Here is a 17,559-nt window from a genome sequence, read left to right on the forward strand (position 1 = left end):
GCTATAGATAAGTAAAAAAAAGATTGATATAATGACTTTAGTAAATAGAGAAACAAAGGAGATACTAAATGAAATACTATTTAGCACCTATGGAAGGTATAACTGGATTTATATATAGAAATGCATACAAAAAATATTTTGATAATATTGATAAATATTTTATGCCATTTATAGTACCAAACAAAAGCAGAAGCCTAAAGACTAGAGAACTTAGAGATGTTTTGCCGGAAAATAATAAGGAGATAAAGGTAGTTCCTCAGATTCTAACTAATGATAGTGAAGGGTTTATAGAAACTTGTAAAAAGTTAAAAAAACTTGGGTACGGTGAAGTAAATTTAAATTTAGGGTGCCCTTCAGGAACTGTTGTAGCTAAGGGAAGAGGTTCAGGATTTTTAGCTAAAAGAGAAGAACTTGATAAATTTTTAGAAGAAATATATAAAATAGAAGATATGAAAATATCTTTAAAAGTAAGGCTTGGAAAAGATAGCCCAGAAGAATTTTATGAGCTTATAAAAATATTTAATAAATACCCTGTATACGAGCTTATAATTCACCCTAGAACTCAAAAAGATTTCTACGGAAATACTCCTAATTTAAAAGTATTTAAAGATGCATTAAAACTTAGTAAAGCTGAGATTTGCTATAACGGTGATATCTTTACAAAAAAGGATATGGAAAAGTTTAAAGAAGAATTTGAAGGCGTAGATAAAGTTATGATAGGGAGAGGGATTTTAGCAAATCCAGGATTACTTAAAGAAATAAAAGAGGGGGTAGTTATAGATAAAAAAGTTTTAAAAGAATTTCATGATGAGATATTTAACTCATATAGAGAAGTTTTTAAAGAAGATAAAAATGCAATTTTTAGAATGAAAGAACTTTGGGGATATATGATTTATATTTTTAGTGATAATAAAAAATATTCAAAAAAGATTAAAAAATCACAAAAGCTTTCAGATTATTTAGAAGCTGTAAATAGTCTTTTTAGAGAAAGTGAAATAATTAAGGGAGCTGGACTTTTTTATAAAGAATAAATTAGGAGGTGAAATCTTTGAAATGTAAGTACTGCAATAAAGAACTTGATGAAAACTCATTTAAAAATAAAATCGGGGAGTTTTGCACAGAAGATCACTTTGATAAATATTTAAAAAGTCTTTCAAATGAAGAATACGTAAAATTACAACATTCATTTTGTGTTTGTAGTGATGATTAGATAAAAGCTAGTATGAAAATACTAGCTTTTTTATATTTATAAAATAATTTAAATTAAAAAAATGTAATAAAAATAGTAAAAATATTATAAAAATAAGAATTAAACAAAGTTTTTATGAGAAATTGATAAAAAAATGTTGACTAAATATATATGAATAAGATATTATACAAACATAACATGATATTAATTATCAATAACAACGGTAAATAAATATCAAAAGAAGAAGCGGGAGAGGGAAAATGAAAAGGATAAAAAATATTTTATTAGCATGTACAGTAGTTTTAACTTTAGGGGTTTTTGTTGGATGTTCACAAAGCGGAGATTCTAAAAATGAAGGAAGCGAAACTAGAAAAGTTCAAACAGTTAAAGGTGAAGTCGAAATTCCAAAAGATCCAAAAAAAATAGTAGATATTTCAGGAAGCAGTGAAGAGTTAGTTTTATTAGGATATACACCTGTTGGTACAGCAAATGTTGATTCTTATGAAACTGATAAAGTTCCAGCTTACGTTAAAAATAAATTAGGAAATTCAAAAGTAGTAGGACATTCTATGATGGATACTATGGACGTTGAATCTATAATAGAATTGCAGCCAGATTTAATAATTATGTCTCCAAGACAAGAAAAAATTTATGATCAATTAAAATCTGTTGCACCAGTAGTTATGCTTGAAGATAAGTCAAACGACTGGGAAGCTAAGTTTAAAGATGTAGCAAAGTTATTTGATAAAGAAAATGAAGCTCAAAAATGGTTAGATGAATACTATAAAAAAGCTAAAAATGTTGGTGATGAAATTAAAAAAGCAAATGGCGACGCAACATATCTAGCAGTTTTAGCAACGTCTGGACAATTTATGGTATTTACAGAAGGTGGAATAGGAACTGTTTTAAAAGAAGATATGGGATTAAAACAACCTAAAAATATGCCAAAGCAAGATAGTATTACACTGCCTACAGTTTCATTAGAGGGGTTAACAAAAATAGATGCTGATAACTTAATAGTTATAGGAACAAAGTCAGAATTAGATTCTTTAAAATCAAATTCAGTTTGGAATAAAATAAAAGCAGTTAAAAATTCTAAAGTTACAGAATTACCTGCAAGTCCATACTTTAGTCAAGCTTATAATCCTATAGGTAGAGAAATTTTACTAGATAACTTAAAAGAAGAGATTATAAAAAAATAATAAGATTTAGGGGAGTAATTAAATAATTACTCCTTTATTAATTTACTATTTAGGAGGTTAAGGAGTTTTGGGTAAACAAAATAAAAAATATAAAGTTACTGTTTTGTTGATAGTTGGATTGATACTTTTAGGTTTTGGGATATTTATTTCCATTTCTTTAGGTGCAAAGGATATAAATTTTAATACAGTAATTCACAGCTTATTTAATAATAGTGATGATATAAATACTAAAATAATTAGAGACGTAAGAGTCCCAAGAGCGCTAGCTGCACTTTTAGTTGGAGGATTTTTATCAGTGGCTGGAGCTATTATGCAAGGGGTAACTAGAAACCCTATTGCAGAGCCTTCAGTTTTAGGGATTACTCAAGGGGCTACTTTTGCAATAGCTATAGCTTTCGTTCTTCAAAGAGTTTATAAAGATTTAGTTATAAGTAGCTTTAGCCTTATGATATTTGCATTTTTAGGGGCTAGTATAAGTGGTATTTTAGTTTACTTTTTTAGTAGTAGATCAAGAAGAAAGGTAGATCCAGTTAAATTAGCACTTGCAGGGACTGCACTTGGAACTCTTTTAATTTCATTAGCTATGGGAATTTCTATGTATTTTAATTTATCAAAGGAACTAAGCTTTTGGATTCAAGGAGGATTAGTTAGTGCAAATTTTGAAGGAGTTAAAATGCTAGTTATACTTGGGGGAATAGCATTTGTTTTTGCTATGCTTTTATCTAAGAAAATAACGATTTTAAGCCTAGGAGAAGAAGTTGCTATAGGGCTTGGAGAAAATACTAACAAAATAAGATTTTTAAGTATTTTAATAGTTATAGTCTTAACTGGGGCATCTGTTGCAGTAGCTGGAAATATTGTTTTTGTAGGACTTATAGTTCCACAGATAATAAAGAAAATAATAGGAGCGGATTATAAATTTATAATACCTTTATCTATGGTGTATGGAGGAGTTTTATTAGTATTTAGTGATATTATAGCTAGAATGATAAATCAGCCCTACGAAACTCCAATCGGGTCTATTACAGCGATTATAGGTGTTCCTGTATTTATATATTTAGTTAGAAAGGGGGATAAGTAAAATGAAAAAAGATAAAAAATTTATAATAACTATTTTAGTTTTATTAGGGCTAATATTTGTTTCGGTTGTAGTTAGTTTAAACTTAGGCTCATTAAACCTTACCCCTACAGATGTTATAAAAACTTTATTTGGCTTTGGAAGTAAGAGTCAAAATATAGTTATATTTAATTTAAGACTCCCAAGGATTATTATTGGTATCTTAGTTGGAGTCGCGTTAGCAGTTTCAGGAACAGTACTTCAAGGAGTAACTAAAAATGAACTTGCAGACTCAGGTATTCTTGGAATAAATTCAGGTGCAGCTCTTTTTGTTGTTATTTATATATACTTTATGAATGGAAATGTCTATGAAGGAGTAAGTAATTTAACTATATTTACAATGCCTATAGTAGCGCTTTTAGGTGCTATATTTGGAGCCTTCTTAGTTTATATATTAGCCTATAAAGACGGTATAGACTCATCAAGGCTATTACTTATAGGTATTGGAATAAACATAGCATTTACATCAATTTTAACAATATTCCAATTAAGATTCACAACTCAAGAATTTAACAGAGTAATGGCTTGGACTACAGGAAGTATATGGGGTGCAAATTACAAATACGTTATAGCTATACTACCTTTTATAGTAGTTTGTTTAGGACTTATATTTTATAAAAGTAGGTATTTAAATGTCTTAAACCTTGGAGATGATATTTCTATAGGTCTTGGAGTAAACGTAGAAAAAGAGAGAAGAAAACTTATTATATATGCAGTAATTTTAGCTGGGGTTTCTACATCCGTTGCTGGAAGTATTGGATTTTTAGGACTTATTTCTCCTCATATAGGAAGAAAACTTGTTGGACCTAACCATAAAAAGTTAATACCAGTTTCAGCACTTATAGGAGCTTTATTATTAGTATTTAGTGATACTATTTCAAGAAATTTAATAGCACCTTTAGAAATTCCAGTTGGGATAGTTGTTGCTGTAGTTGGAGTACCATACTTTATATATTTAATGGTTAAAGAATAATAGAAAGGAAAAGGTAAAAGAGATGAATTCTATAATAACAAAAGATTTAAATATATCTTACGGCGATATTGACATAGTAAAGAATTTAAATATAGAGATTCCAAAAGGAAAGATAACAACTATAATAGGGGCAAATGGTTCTGGTAAATCAACTATTTTAAAAACAATAGCAAGAATCATAAAAGCCAAAAGTGGAGACGTATTAATAAACGGAAAAAGTATAAATAAAAGCAATTCTAAAGATATAGCAAAAGAAATGGCAGTTTTGCCTCAAGGACCAAAAGCCCCTAAAGGATTAACAGTAGAAGAACTTATTTCATACGGTAGATTTCCTCATCAAAGTGGATTTTCTAAAATGAAAAGTGAGGACGAAAAGATTATAGACTGGGCGCTTAAAGCAACAAAGATAGAAGAATTTAGAGATAGACCTTTAGAAGCTTTATCTGGAGGACAAAGACAGAGGGCGTGGATTGCTATGGCTCTTGCACAAAGAACAGATATATTAGTTTTAGATGAGCCTACAACTTACTTAGATTTAGCGCACCAGTTAGAAATATTAGAACTTTTAAAAGAACTAAACGAAAAACATAAAACTACTATAGTTATGGTAATTCATGAGTTAAATAACGCTTCAAGGTTTGCAGACTATATGATAGGTGTAAAAAAAGGTAAAGTTTCTTGTTGTGGTACTCCTTTTGATGTTATGACTAAAGATAACTTAAGAGAATTATTTAATATAGATGGGGAAATAGTAAATGACCCTAGAAACAACAGACCTGTTTTAATTACATATGATATGGCATTGGAAAGTTAGTCTTATGAAAAAGGAATTAAACTTAAAAGAAGATAAAATAACAAGCCTATTAATTAAATATTCTATTCCATCTATCATAGCTATGCTTGTAACATCTTTATATAACACTATAGATAGAGCTTTTGTTGGATCTATAGAGGGTGGTGGAGCTGAAGCTTTATCTGCTTTAGGTGTGGCTATGCCTTTATTTACAATAATAGGGGCTTTTTGCGTTGCTATAGCGATTGGAGGAAATACAAATATATCTATAAAACTCGGTGAAGATAATAAGGATTTAGCAGAAAAGTATCTAGGAACTACTGTATTTTTAGAAATCTTAGCAGCTATATTTATAATAGTTATAAATATTACTTTTTTGGAGCAGATTTTATATTTTTTTGGAGGAAGTGATTTAACTGTTCCTTTAGCAAAAGATTATATGATAATAATTTTATTATTTTCTATACTTAATTTGCCAGGTTTCGCTTTAAACGGTGCTATAAGGTCAGAAGGAAATCCAAAACTCGCTGCAAATATGATGGTTTTAGGTTGCATATTAAATATGATTTTAGACCCAATATTTATTTTTATATTTGATTTAAAAATAGCAGGTGCAGCAATTGGAACTGTTATATGTCAAGTTTTAATATTTCTTTGGTCTTCTTATTATTTTACATTTGGAAAATCTAAAATTAAGTTAAAATTATCAAATATCAAATTCGATAAAAGATTAGTTAAAGATATTATTAAAATTGGAATAACTCCATTTTTAATGGAAATTGCAACTGGATTTATATTTGTATTAACAAACAAAATCCTAAAAAGCTATGGTGGAGATTTAGCTATAGGTGCTATGACTGCTATAACTTCTATAGGGCTTCTTTTCTTAATGCCAGTTTACGGGTTAAGTCAAGGTATGCAAACTATAATAGCGTATAATATAGGAGCAAAGCTTTATAATAGAGCTAAAAAAGCTCTTTATTTAGCAATTATATTCGCTACAGGATTCTTAAGCCTTGGGCTTATAACTATATTGAATTTTAAAGAGTTCTTTATAGGGCTGTTTTCAGATGATGTAGCTTTAATAAACTTAGCTAAATATGGTATAAGCATTAATTTAATAACTTTACCAACTATCGGAATAGTTATTTTAGGAACTGTGTATTTTCAAACTATAGGTTATTCAAAAAGGGCAATATTTTTAAGTCTTACAAGAAGTGTGATTTATTTACTTCCTATATTATATTTTATGCCTAAGATATTTAATATTTTTGGAATATTTGCATCACAGCCGTTAGCAGATATATTGGCACTATTAACAGTAGTTAGTATGATAATTAAAGATAGAAAAAACAATTCAAATCCTATTAATTTAAATAAAAATAATATATAATTAAAAAGCCCTATAATTTTAGAGGGCTTTTTTGTTTTTTAAAAGATAAATTAAAGAAAGATAGTTGAGCTTATGGAAAAGATAAATAAAAAAAGAAATAGGATAAAGATATCTAGTTTTGAAGATATAAAAAAATGTGGTTATACTTTAGAAAAGTTTAAAGAAGATTTTAATTTAAAAGAAGAGGTTATTAAAAGAATATTTAGTGATATAGAAAAAGGAATAACTTACAAAGTTTATGATATAAAAGATTTTTTAGCGTATATAGATAAAGTATTGATTTTTGAAAAAGAACATAAAAAATTAAATGAAATATTTAAAGATATAAATAAATTAAATATAAAGAGAGTAGAGTTTGAAAGAAAGATTTCAAAAAAAGAAGATGTATCAAAAATTATAAATAAAATAGAATTTATAAAAAAGTCTACTAAAAAAATGATTTTAGAAGAGGATTTTTTAGTTATAAAAGATTTAGAAAAAGAAATTGATAAAGATTATATTTATTCAAAAGATATAGAACTTATAAAAAAAATGATACCTAAAACTTCTTTAAAAGAATCTTTATATGATATAGAAAAAGAGATAAATACAGTTAAAATAAATTTTTCAGAAGATTTAAATGGAAATTATATAAAATCAGATTTAGGGACAGTTGAATATCACAAAAGTTTAAAGTCTGATATTCCTAAAATAAAGAGGCTTATAAAATCTTTAGATAAATATATAATAAAAAAAGAAAACTATCATGAAATAAATCAAAGCAAAACATTAGGGGATTCTATAAATATTGCAGTTGCAAAATTTAATGATAGAGAATTTAAAGCTGTAAGTGGCAAAAATGATGTAGAGTCTTATTGCAAAGTAGTATGTAAAGAGGATGCTATTTTTTCTAGCCTTAAAGTAAATAAACTTGGAGAACTAGGAATAGGTTATCGAAGGATAAATGATAGTGAAAAAAAGATATTTGAAGCTATTTCTAAAAAAATAGAAGAAGAGGAATTAGAAGACGTTGGAGTAATAGATTTATATAGTAAATGGGAGCCTTGTCCTAGTTGCCTTTACGTTATAAGTCAATTTAAAGAGAAATATCCTAAAATAAAAGTAAATATAAAATATCAAAAAAGCTACGGTGAAAAGTAAAATTTAAACTGTAGCTTTTTTAAATAAATTAAATTATATTTAAAAAAACCATTGAATGGCAAAATTTACTATATTATAATAAAATGGAAAGGTTTACTTTAGAATAATTATGGAGGGATTTAAATGAAAAAAGAAAAGTTAAAAAAGATCATTGCCGTAACTATTGTGACTTCAGTTGTTTTTACAGGAATTTTGCCAGTATTAGAAAAGGACAAGGCTTATGCACAAGATAAGCAAGCTTATTCATTAGAAAAAGCCGAAGCTTATAAAAGTTTTGGTGTGGGACAAGGTATAGAATGGCCAAGCCAGGTTTATTCACCTTATGTTGATATGGTAGCTTGGATTAATAATCCTGATTACTCAAATAACGGAACTGTTAATTTGAAAAAGATTTACGAAGAAACTGGAGTAAAATTTTTTAATTTAGGATTTATTCAAGGGACTTCAGGAATTACAAATGGAAAAGTAAACTGGGGATGGGGTGGATACTCTCTTTTAAGTGAAAGTGGAGGAGACAACAGCCAATATAACGGAATTAAAAAGTCTATAAAAGAACTTAGGGATGTTGGAGGAGATGTTACTGTATCTTTCGGAGGCTTAAACGGAACTCCGTTTTGGCAAGTTACTCAAGATGTAGATGTTTTATATAATACTTATATGGAATTAGTTAAAGGATATGGTCTAACTAGATTAGATTTAGATATAGAAGGAGGAGCTCAAGATAAAACGAAAAATATAGCAAATGCAAAGGCTATAAAGAAAGTTCAAGATGAAACTGGAGTAGATATAGTTTTAACTTTACCAGTTTTACCTAGCGGTTTAACAAGCGTGCAATTAGATGTTTTAGAAGCTTATTTAAGTCAAGGAGTAAAAGTAGAACTTGTAAATATTATGACTATGTGCTATGGTTCAAGCACTTTAAACCCTGGAGAAAACTATGGAACTGCATCTTTAAGAGCTGTTGATTCTACTAAAGATCAACTTAAAAATTACTTTAAAAAGTATGCAAATATTGATTTAACGGATGCAGAAAGTTATAGAAAGATTGGTACTACACCTTCTATAGGTTTTGAAGGTTCAGCTCACCCAGTGTTTACTACAGATTGGACAAAGCTTGTAGTAGATCATGCAAAATTAAATGGGCTTGGAATGGTTTCATTTTGGTCATTAAATAGGGATGCTAAACTAGATAATAATAGTGGAGTTAAAAATCAATATGAGTTTACTAATATATGCAAAGAGTTTACAGGGGGAGGTTCTGTCGAAGTTAATAATAAACCTGTTATAAGTGGAGCTCAAAGCAAAACTATATATATAGGAGATAACTTTAATCCTTTAGATGGCGTTAAAGCTGTAGATAAAGAGGATGGAGATTTAACGTCAAAGATTCAAGTTACTGGAAAGGTTGATACAGGGAAAGCTGGCTATTATGATATAGTATATAAAGTATCAGATAGCAAGGGGCTTGAAACAACTTTGAAAATTACTATAGAAGTAAAAGCAAAGCCAGATCCAAGTAAGGATAATTATGATTCAAGCAAAATATATAACACAGGAGATAAAGTTATATTTAAAGGTGAAGAATATGTTTGCAAATGGTGGGTTAAAGGAGAAGACCCAGATAAATCAGCTGCATGGGAAAAGGTAAATTCACAAAACCCAGATGGCACTGTAGATTATAAAGAAGGAATGGTTTGCACAGCTGGAATGAAAGTGAGGTATGAAGGAAAGGTTTATGAAGCTTTGTGGTGGACAACTTCTGTTCCAGGGAGTGATAGTTCTTGGAAATTAATAAGATAAGCTAAAAGAAAAGGATGCTACTTAACGTAGTATCTTTTTTAGTTATATATTTATAAAATATGAAAATAAATTTCAAAAATATATTAAAGTGAAAAATATTTTAAAAAATATTGCATATGAAATTGTTTACGCTTATTATATAAATATAAGAAAAAAGGTAGGTGAGAATTTATGTTAGATAAATTAAAAGGTGGGTTAATAGTTTCTTGTCAGGCACTTGAAGAGGAACCTTTGCATAGTCCTATGATAATGGGAAGGATGGCAATTGCAGCGCAAATGGGAGGTGCAGTCGCTATAAGAGCGCAAGGGGTAGAAGATATTAAAGAGATAAAAAGAAGTGTAAACTTACCTGTAATTGGGATAATAAAAAGAAAGTATGATGATTCAGATATTTATATAACTCCAACTAAAAAGGAAGTTATGGAGCTATTAAGTACAGGCTGTGAGATGATAGCTTTAGATTGCACAAACAGAAAAAGGCCAAATGGTGAAAAACTTAAAGATTTAATAGATTTAATTCACTCAAAAGGTGTTTTAGTAATGGCGGATATAGCATGTTTTGAAGAAGGAATTTTAGCTGAAAAATTAGGAGTTAATTGCGTTTCAACAACACTTTCAGGATATACAGATTATTCAAATAAAAATAAAGGAGTTGATTTAGAGTTAATTAGAAAATTAAGTGAAAATTTAAAAATTCCAGTGATTGCAGAGGGAAGGATACATAGTCCAAAGGATTTAGAAGATGCTTATAAAAGCGGAGCGTTTTCGGCTGTTGTTGGAGGTGCTATAACTAGACCTCAAGAAATTACAAAAAGATTTGTAGATGTTTTAGGTTAATTAAAGGGGGAAAGTATTTGGGTATTATAGATAGGATAAAGAAAAACGACTATAAGAAAAGTAAAAATGATATCTTATTAGAAGAATACATAGAAGAAAAGAGAAATGAGTGCGTATATAAATCTATTTCAGAGATAGCAAAGGGTGCAAAAACTTCAGAAGCTACTGTAACTAGGTTTACAAAAAAGCTTGGATTTAGCGGGTTTCAAGAATTTAAAGTAACACTTGCTAAAGTTATTTCAAAAGAAAATGGTAAAAGCATAATAAGCGCAGCTGTAGATATAAATGAAAGTGTTCAAAACACCTCTAAAACTATTTTAGAGAGCAACAAGCTGGTTTTAGATAAGACTTTTGAAGAACTTGATTTTAATAAAATAGTAGAAATTAGAGAATTAATTTTAGGTGCTAAAAGAATACTTTTCTTTGGAATTGGAAACTCTGGAATTTCAGCTATGGATGCAAATTACAAGTTTATGAGGATAGGTTTAAATACGACTACTGTTACTGATAATCACACTATGCTTATGATGTCTTCGTTAATTTCAAGGGAGGATTTAGTTTTTTGCATTTCATACACTGGAGAAACTAAAGAACTTATAGAAGCCTTAAATTTAGTAAAAGAGAACAAATGTAAAATCATATCAATAACTTCAAATGTTAGAAATACAATTATGGATATGTCAGATGTAAATTTAAGCTATGTAGGAGTAGAAACAAAGTTTGAAACAGGGTCTATTATGTCAAAACTCACTCAAGGATTTTTAGTAGAACTAATCTATGCAGAAGTAATAAAAGAAGTATATGAAGAAGCTATAGAAAACAAAATAAAAACTACAAACTCTATAGAAAGATAAAATATTAGAGCTTTTAATTTAAAAGCTCTAATATTTCTATTGTGTAATTGTCACCAGGTGCTAAAACTTCTACTATATCGCCAGCTTTTTTATTTAATAAAGCCTTTCCTAAATCAGACTCGATACTAATTAGCATATTTTCAGGGTCTAAATCCATAGTAGTAACTAAAGTTATTTCAGTTTCATCATCATCTTCAACAAATCTAATTCTAGCTTTAGAATTAATTCCAAGAAGAGATTTATCTGTAGAGTCATCATCAACTACAGTTGCAGTTGAAATCATAGTGAAAAGGTATTGTATTCTGTTATCATTTTCTCTATAGTTAGCGCAAGCTTCTTTGTACTCTGCGTTTTCAGATCTATCACCATGAGCTGCTGCTACAAGTTTTTCTTTAGCTATTTCAGCTCTCTTAACTGTCATTCTATATTCTAGTTCTTCTTTTAATTTTTCCATGTTTTCTCTAGTAAGAGTATTATGCATAAGTATTACCTCCACAAATTTCTATTTAAATATTATAGCATAATAAAGATATTAAATGAACTTTTGAAGAATATGTTAAAATATGTTTGGAGGGGATAAAATGAAAGTAATTGTAAATGCAGATGATTTCGGGTATAGCAAGGGACAAAATATTGGAATACTAGAATCATTTAAAGATGGGATTGTAAGTTCGACGTCCCTTATGGTAAACATGGAAGGCTTCGAACATGCAATAAAGTTAATGAAAGAAAACAAAGAATTAAGTGTGGGAATACATTTAGTTATGACTGCTTCAAAACCAATTTTAAAGGGTCATAAAACTATAGTAGATAAAAAAGGCTTTTTTATAAGAGATATGAACATTATAGAAAAGGCAGACCCTGAAGAAATAAAAAGAGAATATAAAGCACAAGTAAATAAATTTTTAGATACTGGCTTTAAACCAACACATATAGACTTTCACGTTGGCGCTACATATAATCAATATTTAATAGCTATAGAAATAGCAAAAGAATTAAATATTCCGCTTAGAGGGATGAACGAATTTTACGAAAATCTTTTAGAAAAAGAAGGGGTTAAACATTCTAAGAATTTTATTGAAGATTTTTATGATGAGGGTGTATCTTTAGAAAATCTAAAAGATATATTTAAAAATAATAAAGATAAAAATTTAATTGAAATTATGACTCATCCAGCTTATGTAGATTATATTTTATTAAATGGTAGCAGTTATAACATTAAAAGGGCAGAAGAATTAAAAATACTTACATCTAAAGAACTAAAAGAATTTATAAAATCAAACAATATAGAACTTGTAAGTTATAAAAACATTTAAAAAGATTATAATATGTAATCTCCTAGAATAAGATTAATTAAGGTTAGTTAAGTAAATTTTATTTTAGGAGATTTTTATGTTTAAAGATAATTTGATGGTTAAAAACAAAGATTTAAGAAACTTTTGCGTTTATAGATTAATATTTGGAATAAGTTATACTATGATATTACCTATTATACCACTATACTTTAAAGAAATTGGTTTTGATACTATTTTAATAGGTACAATAGCTTCTTTTTATGGGATAAGTAAAACAGTAACTCAGCTTCCGTTTGGTGTAGTTACAAACACAATCGGAGATAAAAAAAGTTTGAAGCTTGCACTTATTTTGATGTCTATCTTACCTATAGGATACGTTTATAGTAAAAATTCATTTATGGCAGCAAGTTTGTATGTACTACAAGGTGGAATACTAGGTATGGCAGCCCCTGCAACTTATTCTATATTATCTAGAGTTTTAGATACTAAAAGAAGAGGAGAAAGCACTGGGTTTGCATCAGCAGTATTTACTTTAGGTGGAGGAATTGGAGCTTTAATTTCTGGAGTTATTGTAAATAAGTTGAATAATTTTGATTTAGTTTTTCATATAGCCTCCTTTGGAATATTTATATCATTTATATACCTTTTATTTTTAGTTCCTAAAAATAATTATAGAAGTTCAAGTGATAAGGTTAGAAATAAATCTATACTTAAAGAATTAAAAAAAGAAAAAATTATTAGAAAAACATTAGTTTTAGCATCGATTGCTTTTTTAGGAGATTATATATATGGCTGTATTTTATCTTTGATACATTTTTATGGAACTGATGTTTTAAATGGAACGACAGCCTATACTTCTTTTATAATATCTGTTTATCTTCTGGTTTTTGGAATAGGGGCGCCAATAGCTGGTTTAGTATCAGATAAAATAGGAAATAAAAAGAATTTAAATTTATCTTTTTTTGTTATGAGTTTAAGCTTACTTGGATTATACTTTATAAGAAATAAAATAATTTTTTTAATAATTATTATAATATATTTTTTAGGTGCAACCTTTTTAAATGCATCCCTTCAAAGTGAATTATCTAAAGCATCAAAAAACGAGTCTACAAAAGGATTTGTGTTTGGACTAGTTGGAGGTGCTGAATCCTTAGGGTTTGCTGTAGGTCCTTTAATTTCATCATATTTATATAGCTACAGCAAAGAACTTTTATTTTTAAGTTTATTTTTTGTAACTTTGATAGTTTCTTTATTTTACTTTTTAAATTTAAAGTAGTAATACTTATTAAGTTTTTAGTTAAAGATAAGTTTATAAAAACTTAAGGAGAAACTATATGAATTTAAGAGAAAGTGTATTATTTAAAAATAAAGAACTAAAAAACTTTTGTTTTTATAGGCTGCTTTTTGGAATAAGCTATAGCTTTACGATTCCTGTAATACCATTATTTTTTGATAATATTGGATTAGATACTATAATAATAGGTTGCTTTATGTCTCTTTACGGACTTTCTAAAGCTTTAGTTCAAGTACCTTCTGGAATTATTACAGATACTTTAGGAGATAAAATAGTTTTAGTTATATCTACAACTCTTTTAGCTTTAGTCCCTATAACTTATATATTTATAAATAATAATATACTTTGTGGCTCTTTATATATAGTGCAAGGAGCTATATTAGGCCTTGCAGCTCCTGCAGTATTCTCTGTATTAGGGAGAGCTTTAGATGGAAAACATATAGGAGAATCTACTGGGTTTGCATCAGCTGTATTTACTTTAGGCGGAGGAGTTGGAGCCTTTGTAGGAGGGTATATATTATCATTAACTAATAATTTTAATATTGTATTTTGGGTTTCATGTATTTCAATTTTAATAACAGTAGTTTTTATTATTTTTAAAATAAAAAAAGATACGAGTAAATCAAAAAAATGTGAGAAATCAAAGGAGCCTATACTTTGTAGACTTAAAGTTATAAAAAAAGAACTCATAGAAAAAAAACTTTTAACTAAAGTTATTTTACTTTGTTTTGTTGCGTTACTTGGTGATTTTATCTACGGGTGCGTCGGCTCTATTTTCCCTTTTTATGGGCTTGAAGTTTTACAAGCGACATCTTTTTATACATCTACTATAATATCGATTTACCTATTTGTTTTTGGAATATTTGCACCAATCGCCGGAATAGTAAGCGATAAAATAGGAATAGATAGGCAGATGCTTATTTCTTTTTTAGTTATGATAGTAACTTTATTTACTTTAGGTGTAGTTCGAGGAAAAATAATTTTTGCTGTAGTTATAACTATCTATTTTTTAGGTGCAACTTTTTTAAATGCTGCTCTTCAAAATTCACTTTTAGGATTTTCAAAATTTAAAGATATTAAAGGTTTTGTTTTTGGAGTAGTTGGGGCATCAGAATCTATAGGTTATGCAATTGGCCCTATAATATCATCTAATATATACAAATTAAATAAAAACTTTCTATTTTTTGGACTTTTGATATTTTCTATTTTTATCTTTTTTATATATCTAAAATTACATAAAAAAGCTTTTTCCTAAAATTCTCTACTATTTAGAGAATTTTTTTTTGTTTTTAGAATATTATTGTAAAGATATTAATTTTAAGGAAGGTGATTTATATTAGAGAAGCGTTTAATTTACTTATAGATAGGTGGGATTTTTTCTTAAAGCTAACTATAGAGCATTTAAAAATATCTAGTATAGCTATAATTTTAGCTGGAGTTATAGGAATAACTTTAGGAGTTTTAATTAGTGAATATAAAAAATCCTCAAAAATAGTAATTAGCATTACAAATTTTATCTACACAATACCATCAATATCATTACTTGGATTTTTAATACCCCTATCTGGAATAGGTAATAAGACAGCTATAATAGCATTAACTGTATATGGGCTTTTGCCTATGATTAGAAATACATATACAGGAATAGAAAGTATAGATAGCTCAATTATAGAAGCTGCAAAGGGGATGGGAAGCAAAAGATCAGAAATATTATTTAAAATTAAATTGCCTCTTGCAACAGGAATCATACTTTCAGGATTTAAAAATATGATAGTTATGACAATAGCACTTTCAGGTATAGCATCGTTTATAGGGGCTGGAGGTCTTGGAGTAGCTATATATAGGGGGATTACTACAAATAACGCTGCTATGACTTTAGTTGGAAGTTTGCTTATAGCAGTACTTGCCCTTTTAGGAGACTTTTTAGCAGGGGGAGTATGGAAATTTATTAATAGAAAATGGAGGTTAAATAATGAAAAAGTTTATTAAAATAGCACTTTTAGCTTTAACTATAGGAATACCTTTTACTTTTATTTCGTGTAATAATGATTCAAAAAAAGTAGAAGAAAAAACTGGAGGAACTATAAAAATTGCAACAAAACCTATGACAGAACAATTTATTTTAAGTGAAATGCTTAAAGCTTTAATTGAAGAAAATACAAATCTTAATGTTGAGATAACTAAAGGAATAGGAGGGGGAACTAGTAATATTCACCCAGCTATAGTAAAAGGTGAATTTGATATGTATCCTGAATATACAGGAACAGGATGGAGCTTTGTTTTAAAAGAGAAACATATACCAGATGATAAGACTCTTTTTGAAGATTTAAATAAAAAATATATGGAAAATTATAAACTAAAGTGGGTTGGGCTTTATGGATTTAATAATACCTTCGGATTAGCTGTAAGAAAGGATATTGCAAAAAAATATAACTTAAAAACTTATTCTGATTTAGAAAAGTATTCAAAAGATTTAAAATTCGGTGCAGAATATGATTTTTATGAAAGGGATGATGGCTATGATGCTTTATGCAAAAAGTATAACTTTAAATTTAAAGAAGCAGTAGATTTAGATATAGGATTAAAGCACAAAGCTATAAATTCAAAAGAGATAGATGTAATGAATATATTTACAACAGATGGACAACTTTCTACATCGGATATTGTTGTGTTAAAAGATGATAAGAATTTTTATCAAACATACTACTCAGGTACGGTAGTAAGGGAAGAGACTTTAAATAAATATAAAGACCTTGAAGGTGTTTTATTAAAAATGAATAATATTATAACAGAGGAAGAAATGTCTAAACTTAATAATGAAGTTGAATCTAATGGAAAAGATGAAAAAGAAGTTGCAATTAACTTCTTAAAGGAGAAGGGACTTATTAAAAAGGATTAAAGGTATTATAAATGTGTGAAAATGTTGTTAGTTTTAAAAATATAAATAAGTACTATGGAGATGAAAAAGTATTAGAAAACTTTAATTTAGATATAAAATACGGAGAGTTTTTAACTATAATAGGTACATCTGGTTCAGGAAAAACAACTATTTTAAAGCTTATAAATGGACTTTTAGAATTTGATAGTGGAGAAATATTTGTTTTTGGTGAAAATATAAAAACTATAGATAAAATTAATTTAAGAAGAAAAATAGGTTATGTAATACAAGGCGTTGGTCTTTTTCCTCATATGAGCATAAAAAAGAATATAGAGTATGTTTTAAATCTAAAAAAAGAAGATAAAAAGGTTATGGCTTTAAGAAGTTTAGAACTTATAGAAAAGGTTGGTCTTAAAGAGGAAATGCTAAAAAAGTATCCAAACGAATTATCAGGAGGGCAAAGGCAAAGAGTTGGGATAGCTAGAGCTTTAGCTTATAAGCCGAAAATACTTTTGATGGATGAACCTTTTGGTGCTGTAGATGAAATAACTAGAAAAATGCTTCAAGAAGAGATTTTAAATATATATAAAGAGTTAGATGTGACTATTATATTTGTAACTCATGACATAAAAGAAGCCTTAAAGCTTGGAACTAGGGTTATAGTTATGAATGAAGGTGAAATAGTTCAAAGTGGGACTAGCTTTGATATAAAAAATAATCCTAAAAATGAATTTGTAAAAGAATTAATCTCCTAAAAAGAAATTTCTAGGGGATTTTTAATGATATAATTAATT

18 protein-coding genes are annotated in these 17,559 nt (G+C 28.1%); 17 read left to right on the plus strand and 1 reads right to left on the minus strand.

What is annotated here, in order from left to right:
- The first annotated feature begins 68 nt into the window (after positions 1-68).
- The 11 genes from INR60_RS09310 to INR60_RS09360 all read left to right on the plus strand — a co-directional run bounded on the left by INR60_RS09310 (position 69) and on the right by INR60_RS09360 (position 11,298).
- Positions 69-1,031 carry a tRNA dihydrouridine synthase gene (locus tag INR60_RS09310; protein WP_194191247.1) on the plus strand — a complete coding sequence of 321 codons (963 nt, stop codon included), beginning with the start codon at positions 69-71 and terminating at the stop codon, positions 1,029-1,031.
- Between the two features lie 17 nt (positions 1,032-1,048).
- A complete protein-coding gene (locus tag INR60_RS09315) occupies positions 1,049-1,210 on the plus strand; it encodes a hypothetical protein (RefSeq protein ID WP_194191248.1) in 162 nt (53 codons plus the stop codon).
- A 239-nt stretch (positions 1,211-1,449) separates the two neighbouring features.
- Positions 1,450-2,391, plus strand: coding sequence for an iron-hydroxamate ABC transporter substrate-binding protein (locus INR60_RS09320; RefSeq protein WP_194191249.1), 942 nt, complete (start codon positions 1,450-1,452; stop codon positions 2,389-2,391).
- A gap of 67 nt (positions 2,392-2,458) precedes the next feature.
- The gene (locus tag INR60_RS09325; RefSeq protein ID WP_194191250.1) at positions 2,459-3,472 is read left to right on the plus strand and encodes a FecCD family ABC transporter permease; all 1,014 of its coding nucleotides are present in this window, start codon (positions 2,459-2,461) and stop codon (positions 3,470-3,472) included.
- 1 nt (position 3,473) lies between these two features.
- Entirely contained in the window at positions 3,474-4,481 is a 1,008-nt protein-coding gene (locus tag INR60_RS09330; protein WP_194191251.1) for a FecCD family ABC transporter permease, read from the plus strand.
- Between the two features lie 22 nt (positions 4,482-4,503).
- On the plus strand, positions 4,504-5,295 hold the full coding sequence (locus tag INR60_RS09335) for an ABC transporter ATP-binding protein (RefSeq protein ID WP_194191252.1): 792 nt from the start codon (positions 4,504-4,506) through the stop codon (positions 5,293-5,295).
- Between the two features lie 4 nt (positions 5,296-5,299).
- Positions 5,300-6,667, plus strand: a complete 1,368-nt coding sequence (locus INR60_RS09340) for an MATE family efflux transporter (protein WP_194191253.1) — start codon at positions 5,300-5,302, stop codon at positions 6,665-6,667.
- 72 nt (positions 6,668-6,739) lie between these two features.
- Entirely contained in the window at positions 6,740-7,807 is a 1,068-nt protein-coding gene (locus INR60_RS09345; protein ID WP_194191254.1) for a deaminase domain-containing protein, read from the plus strand.
- A 123-nt stretch (positions 7,808-7,930) separates the two neighbouring features.
- Positions 7,931-9,607 carry an immunoglobulin-like domain-containing protein gene (locus tag INR60_RS09350; protein WP_194191255.1) on the plus strand — a complete coding sequence of 559 codons (1,677 nt, stop codon included), beginning with the start codon at positions 7,931-7,933 and terminating at the stop codon, positions 9,605-9,607.
- Between the two features lie 171 nt (positions 9,608-9,778).
- Positions 9,779-10,444, plus strand: a complete 666-nt coding sequence (locus tag INR60_RS09355; protein ID WP_194191256.1) for an N-acetylmannosamine-6-phosphate 2-epimerase — start codon at positions 9,779-9,781, stop codon at positions 10,442-10,444.
- Positions 10,445-10,461: 17 nt separating this feature from the next.
- Complete coding sequence (locus INR60_RS09360) at positions 10,462-11,298, plus strand: MurR/RpiR family transcriptional regulator (RefSeq protein WP_194191257.1); 837 nt, start codon at positions 10,462-10,464, stop codon at positions 11,296-11,298.
- Between the two features lie 13 nt (positions 11,299-11,311).
- Here INR60_RS09360 and INR60_RS09365 read toward each other — a convergent pair whose 3' ends face one another.
- Positions 11,312-11,779 (minus strand): GreA/GreB family elongation factor, encoded by a 468-nt coding sequence (locus INR60_RS09365; protein ID WP_194191258.1) that lies wholly within the window; start codon positions 11,777-11,779, stop codon positions 11,312-11,314.
- Between the two features lie 100 nt (positions 11,780-11,879).
- On the opposite strand from INR60_RS09365, the gene chbG reads away from it, so the two are divergent.
- From chbG to INR60_RS09395, 6 genes are all read left to right on the plus strand, one after another.
- Positions 11,880-12,614: a chitin disaccharide deacetylase gene (gene chbG, locus INR60_RS09370; protein WP_194191259.1), complete on the plus strand. Its 735-nt coding sequence runs from the start codon at positions 11,880-11,882 to the stop codon at positions 12,612-12,614.
- Positions 12,615-12,690: 76 nt separating this feature from the next.
- Entirely contained in the window at positions 12,691-13,869 is a 1,179-nt protein-coding gene (locus INR60_RS09375; RefSeq protein ID WP_194191260.1) for an MFS transporter, read from the plus strand.
- Between the two features lie 58 nt (positions 13,870-13,927).
- Entirely contained in the window at positions 13,928-15,142 is a 1,215-nt protein-coding gene (locus INR60_RS09380) for an MFS transporter (protein ID WP_194191261.1), read from the plus strand.
- Between the two features lie 71 nt (positions 15,143-15,213).
- On the plus strand, positions 15,214-15,876 hold the full coding sequence (locus INR60_RS17545; protein WP_338015012.1) for an ABC transporter permease: 663 nt from the start codon (positions 15,214-15,216) through the stop codon (positions 15,874-15,876).
- Entirely contained in the window at positions 15,860-16,786 is a 927-nt protein-coding gene (locus INR60_RS17550; RefSeq protein ID WP_194191262.1) for a glycine betaine ABC transporter substrate-binding protein, read from the plus strand. The genes INR60_RS17545 and INR60_RS17550 overlap by 17 nt, the downstream gene beginning before the upstream one ends.
- Positions 16,787-16,797: 11 nt before the next feature.
- Positions 16,798-17,520, plus strand: a complete 723-nt coding sequence (locus tag INR60_RS09395) for an ATP-binding cassette domain-containing protein (RefSeq protein ID WP_194191263.1) — start codon at positions 16,798-16,800, stop codon at positions 17,518-17,520.
- Positions 17,521-17,559 lie beyond the last annotated feature (39 nt).

The sequence above is a fragment of the Clostridium chrysemydis genome, from assembly GCF_015234215.1.
Taxonomy (GTDB): Bacteria; Bacillota; Clostridia; order Clostridiales; family Clostridiaceae; genus Clostridium; species Clostridium chrysemydis.

Coding starts and splice junctions, on each gene's coding strand:
- INR60_RS09310 (WP_194191247.1), top strand. CDS start 69: ATGAAATACTATTTAGCACCTATGGAAGGTATAACTGGATTTATATAT.
- INR60_RS09320 (WP_194191249.1), top strand. CDS start 1,450: ATGAAAAGGATAAAAAATATTTTATTAGCATGTACAGTAGTTTTAACT.
- INR60_RS09330 (WP_194191251.1), top strand. CDS start 3,474: ATGAAAAAAGATAAAAAATTTATAATAACTATTTTAGTTTTATTAGGG.
- INR60_RS09335 (WP_194191252.1), top strand. CDS start 4,504: ATGAATTCTATAATAACAAAAGATTTAAATATATCTTACGGCGATATT.
- INR60_RS09340 (WP_194191253.1), top strand. CDS start 5,300: ATGAAAAAGGAATTAAACTTAAAAGAAGATAAAATAACAAGCCTATTA.
- INR60_RS09345 (WP_194191254.1), top strand. CDS start 6,740: ATGGAAAAGATAAATAAAAAAAGAAATAGGATAAAGATATCTAGTTTT.
- INR60_RS09350 (WP_194191255.1), top strand. CDS start 7,931: ATGAAAAAAGAAAAGTTAAAAAAGATCATTGCCGTAACTATTGTGACT.
- INR60_RS09355 (WP_194191256.1), top strand. CDS start 9,779: ATGTTAGATAAATTAAAAGGTGGGTTAATAGTTTCTTGTCAGGCACTT.
- INR60_RS09365 (WP_194191258.1), bottom strand. CDS start 11,779: ATGCATAATACTCTTACTAGAGAAAACATGGAAAAATTAAAAGAAGAA.
- chbG (WP_194191259.1), top strand. CDS start 11,880: ATGAAAGTAATTGTAAATGCAGATGATTTCGGGTATAGCAAGGGACAA.
- INR60_RS09375 (WP_194191260.1), top strand. CDS start 12,691: ATGTTTAAAGATAATTTGATGGTTAAAAACAAAGATTTAAGAAACTTT.
- INR60_RS09380 (WP_194191261.1), top strand. CDS start 13,928: ATGAATTTAAGAGAAAGTGTATTATTTAAAAATAAAGAACTAAAAAAC.
- INR60_RS17550 (WP_194191262.1), top strand. CDS start 15,860: ATGAAAAAGTTTATTAAAATAGCACTTTTAGCTTTAACTATAGGAATA.
- INR60_RS09395 (WP_194191263.1), top strand. CDS start 16,798: ATGTGTGAAAATGTTGTTAGTTTTAAAAATATAAATAAGTACTATGGA.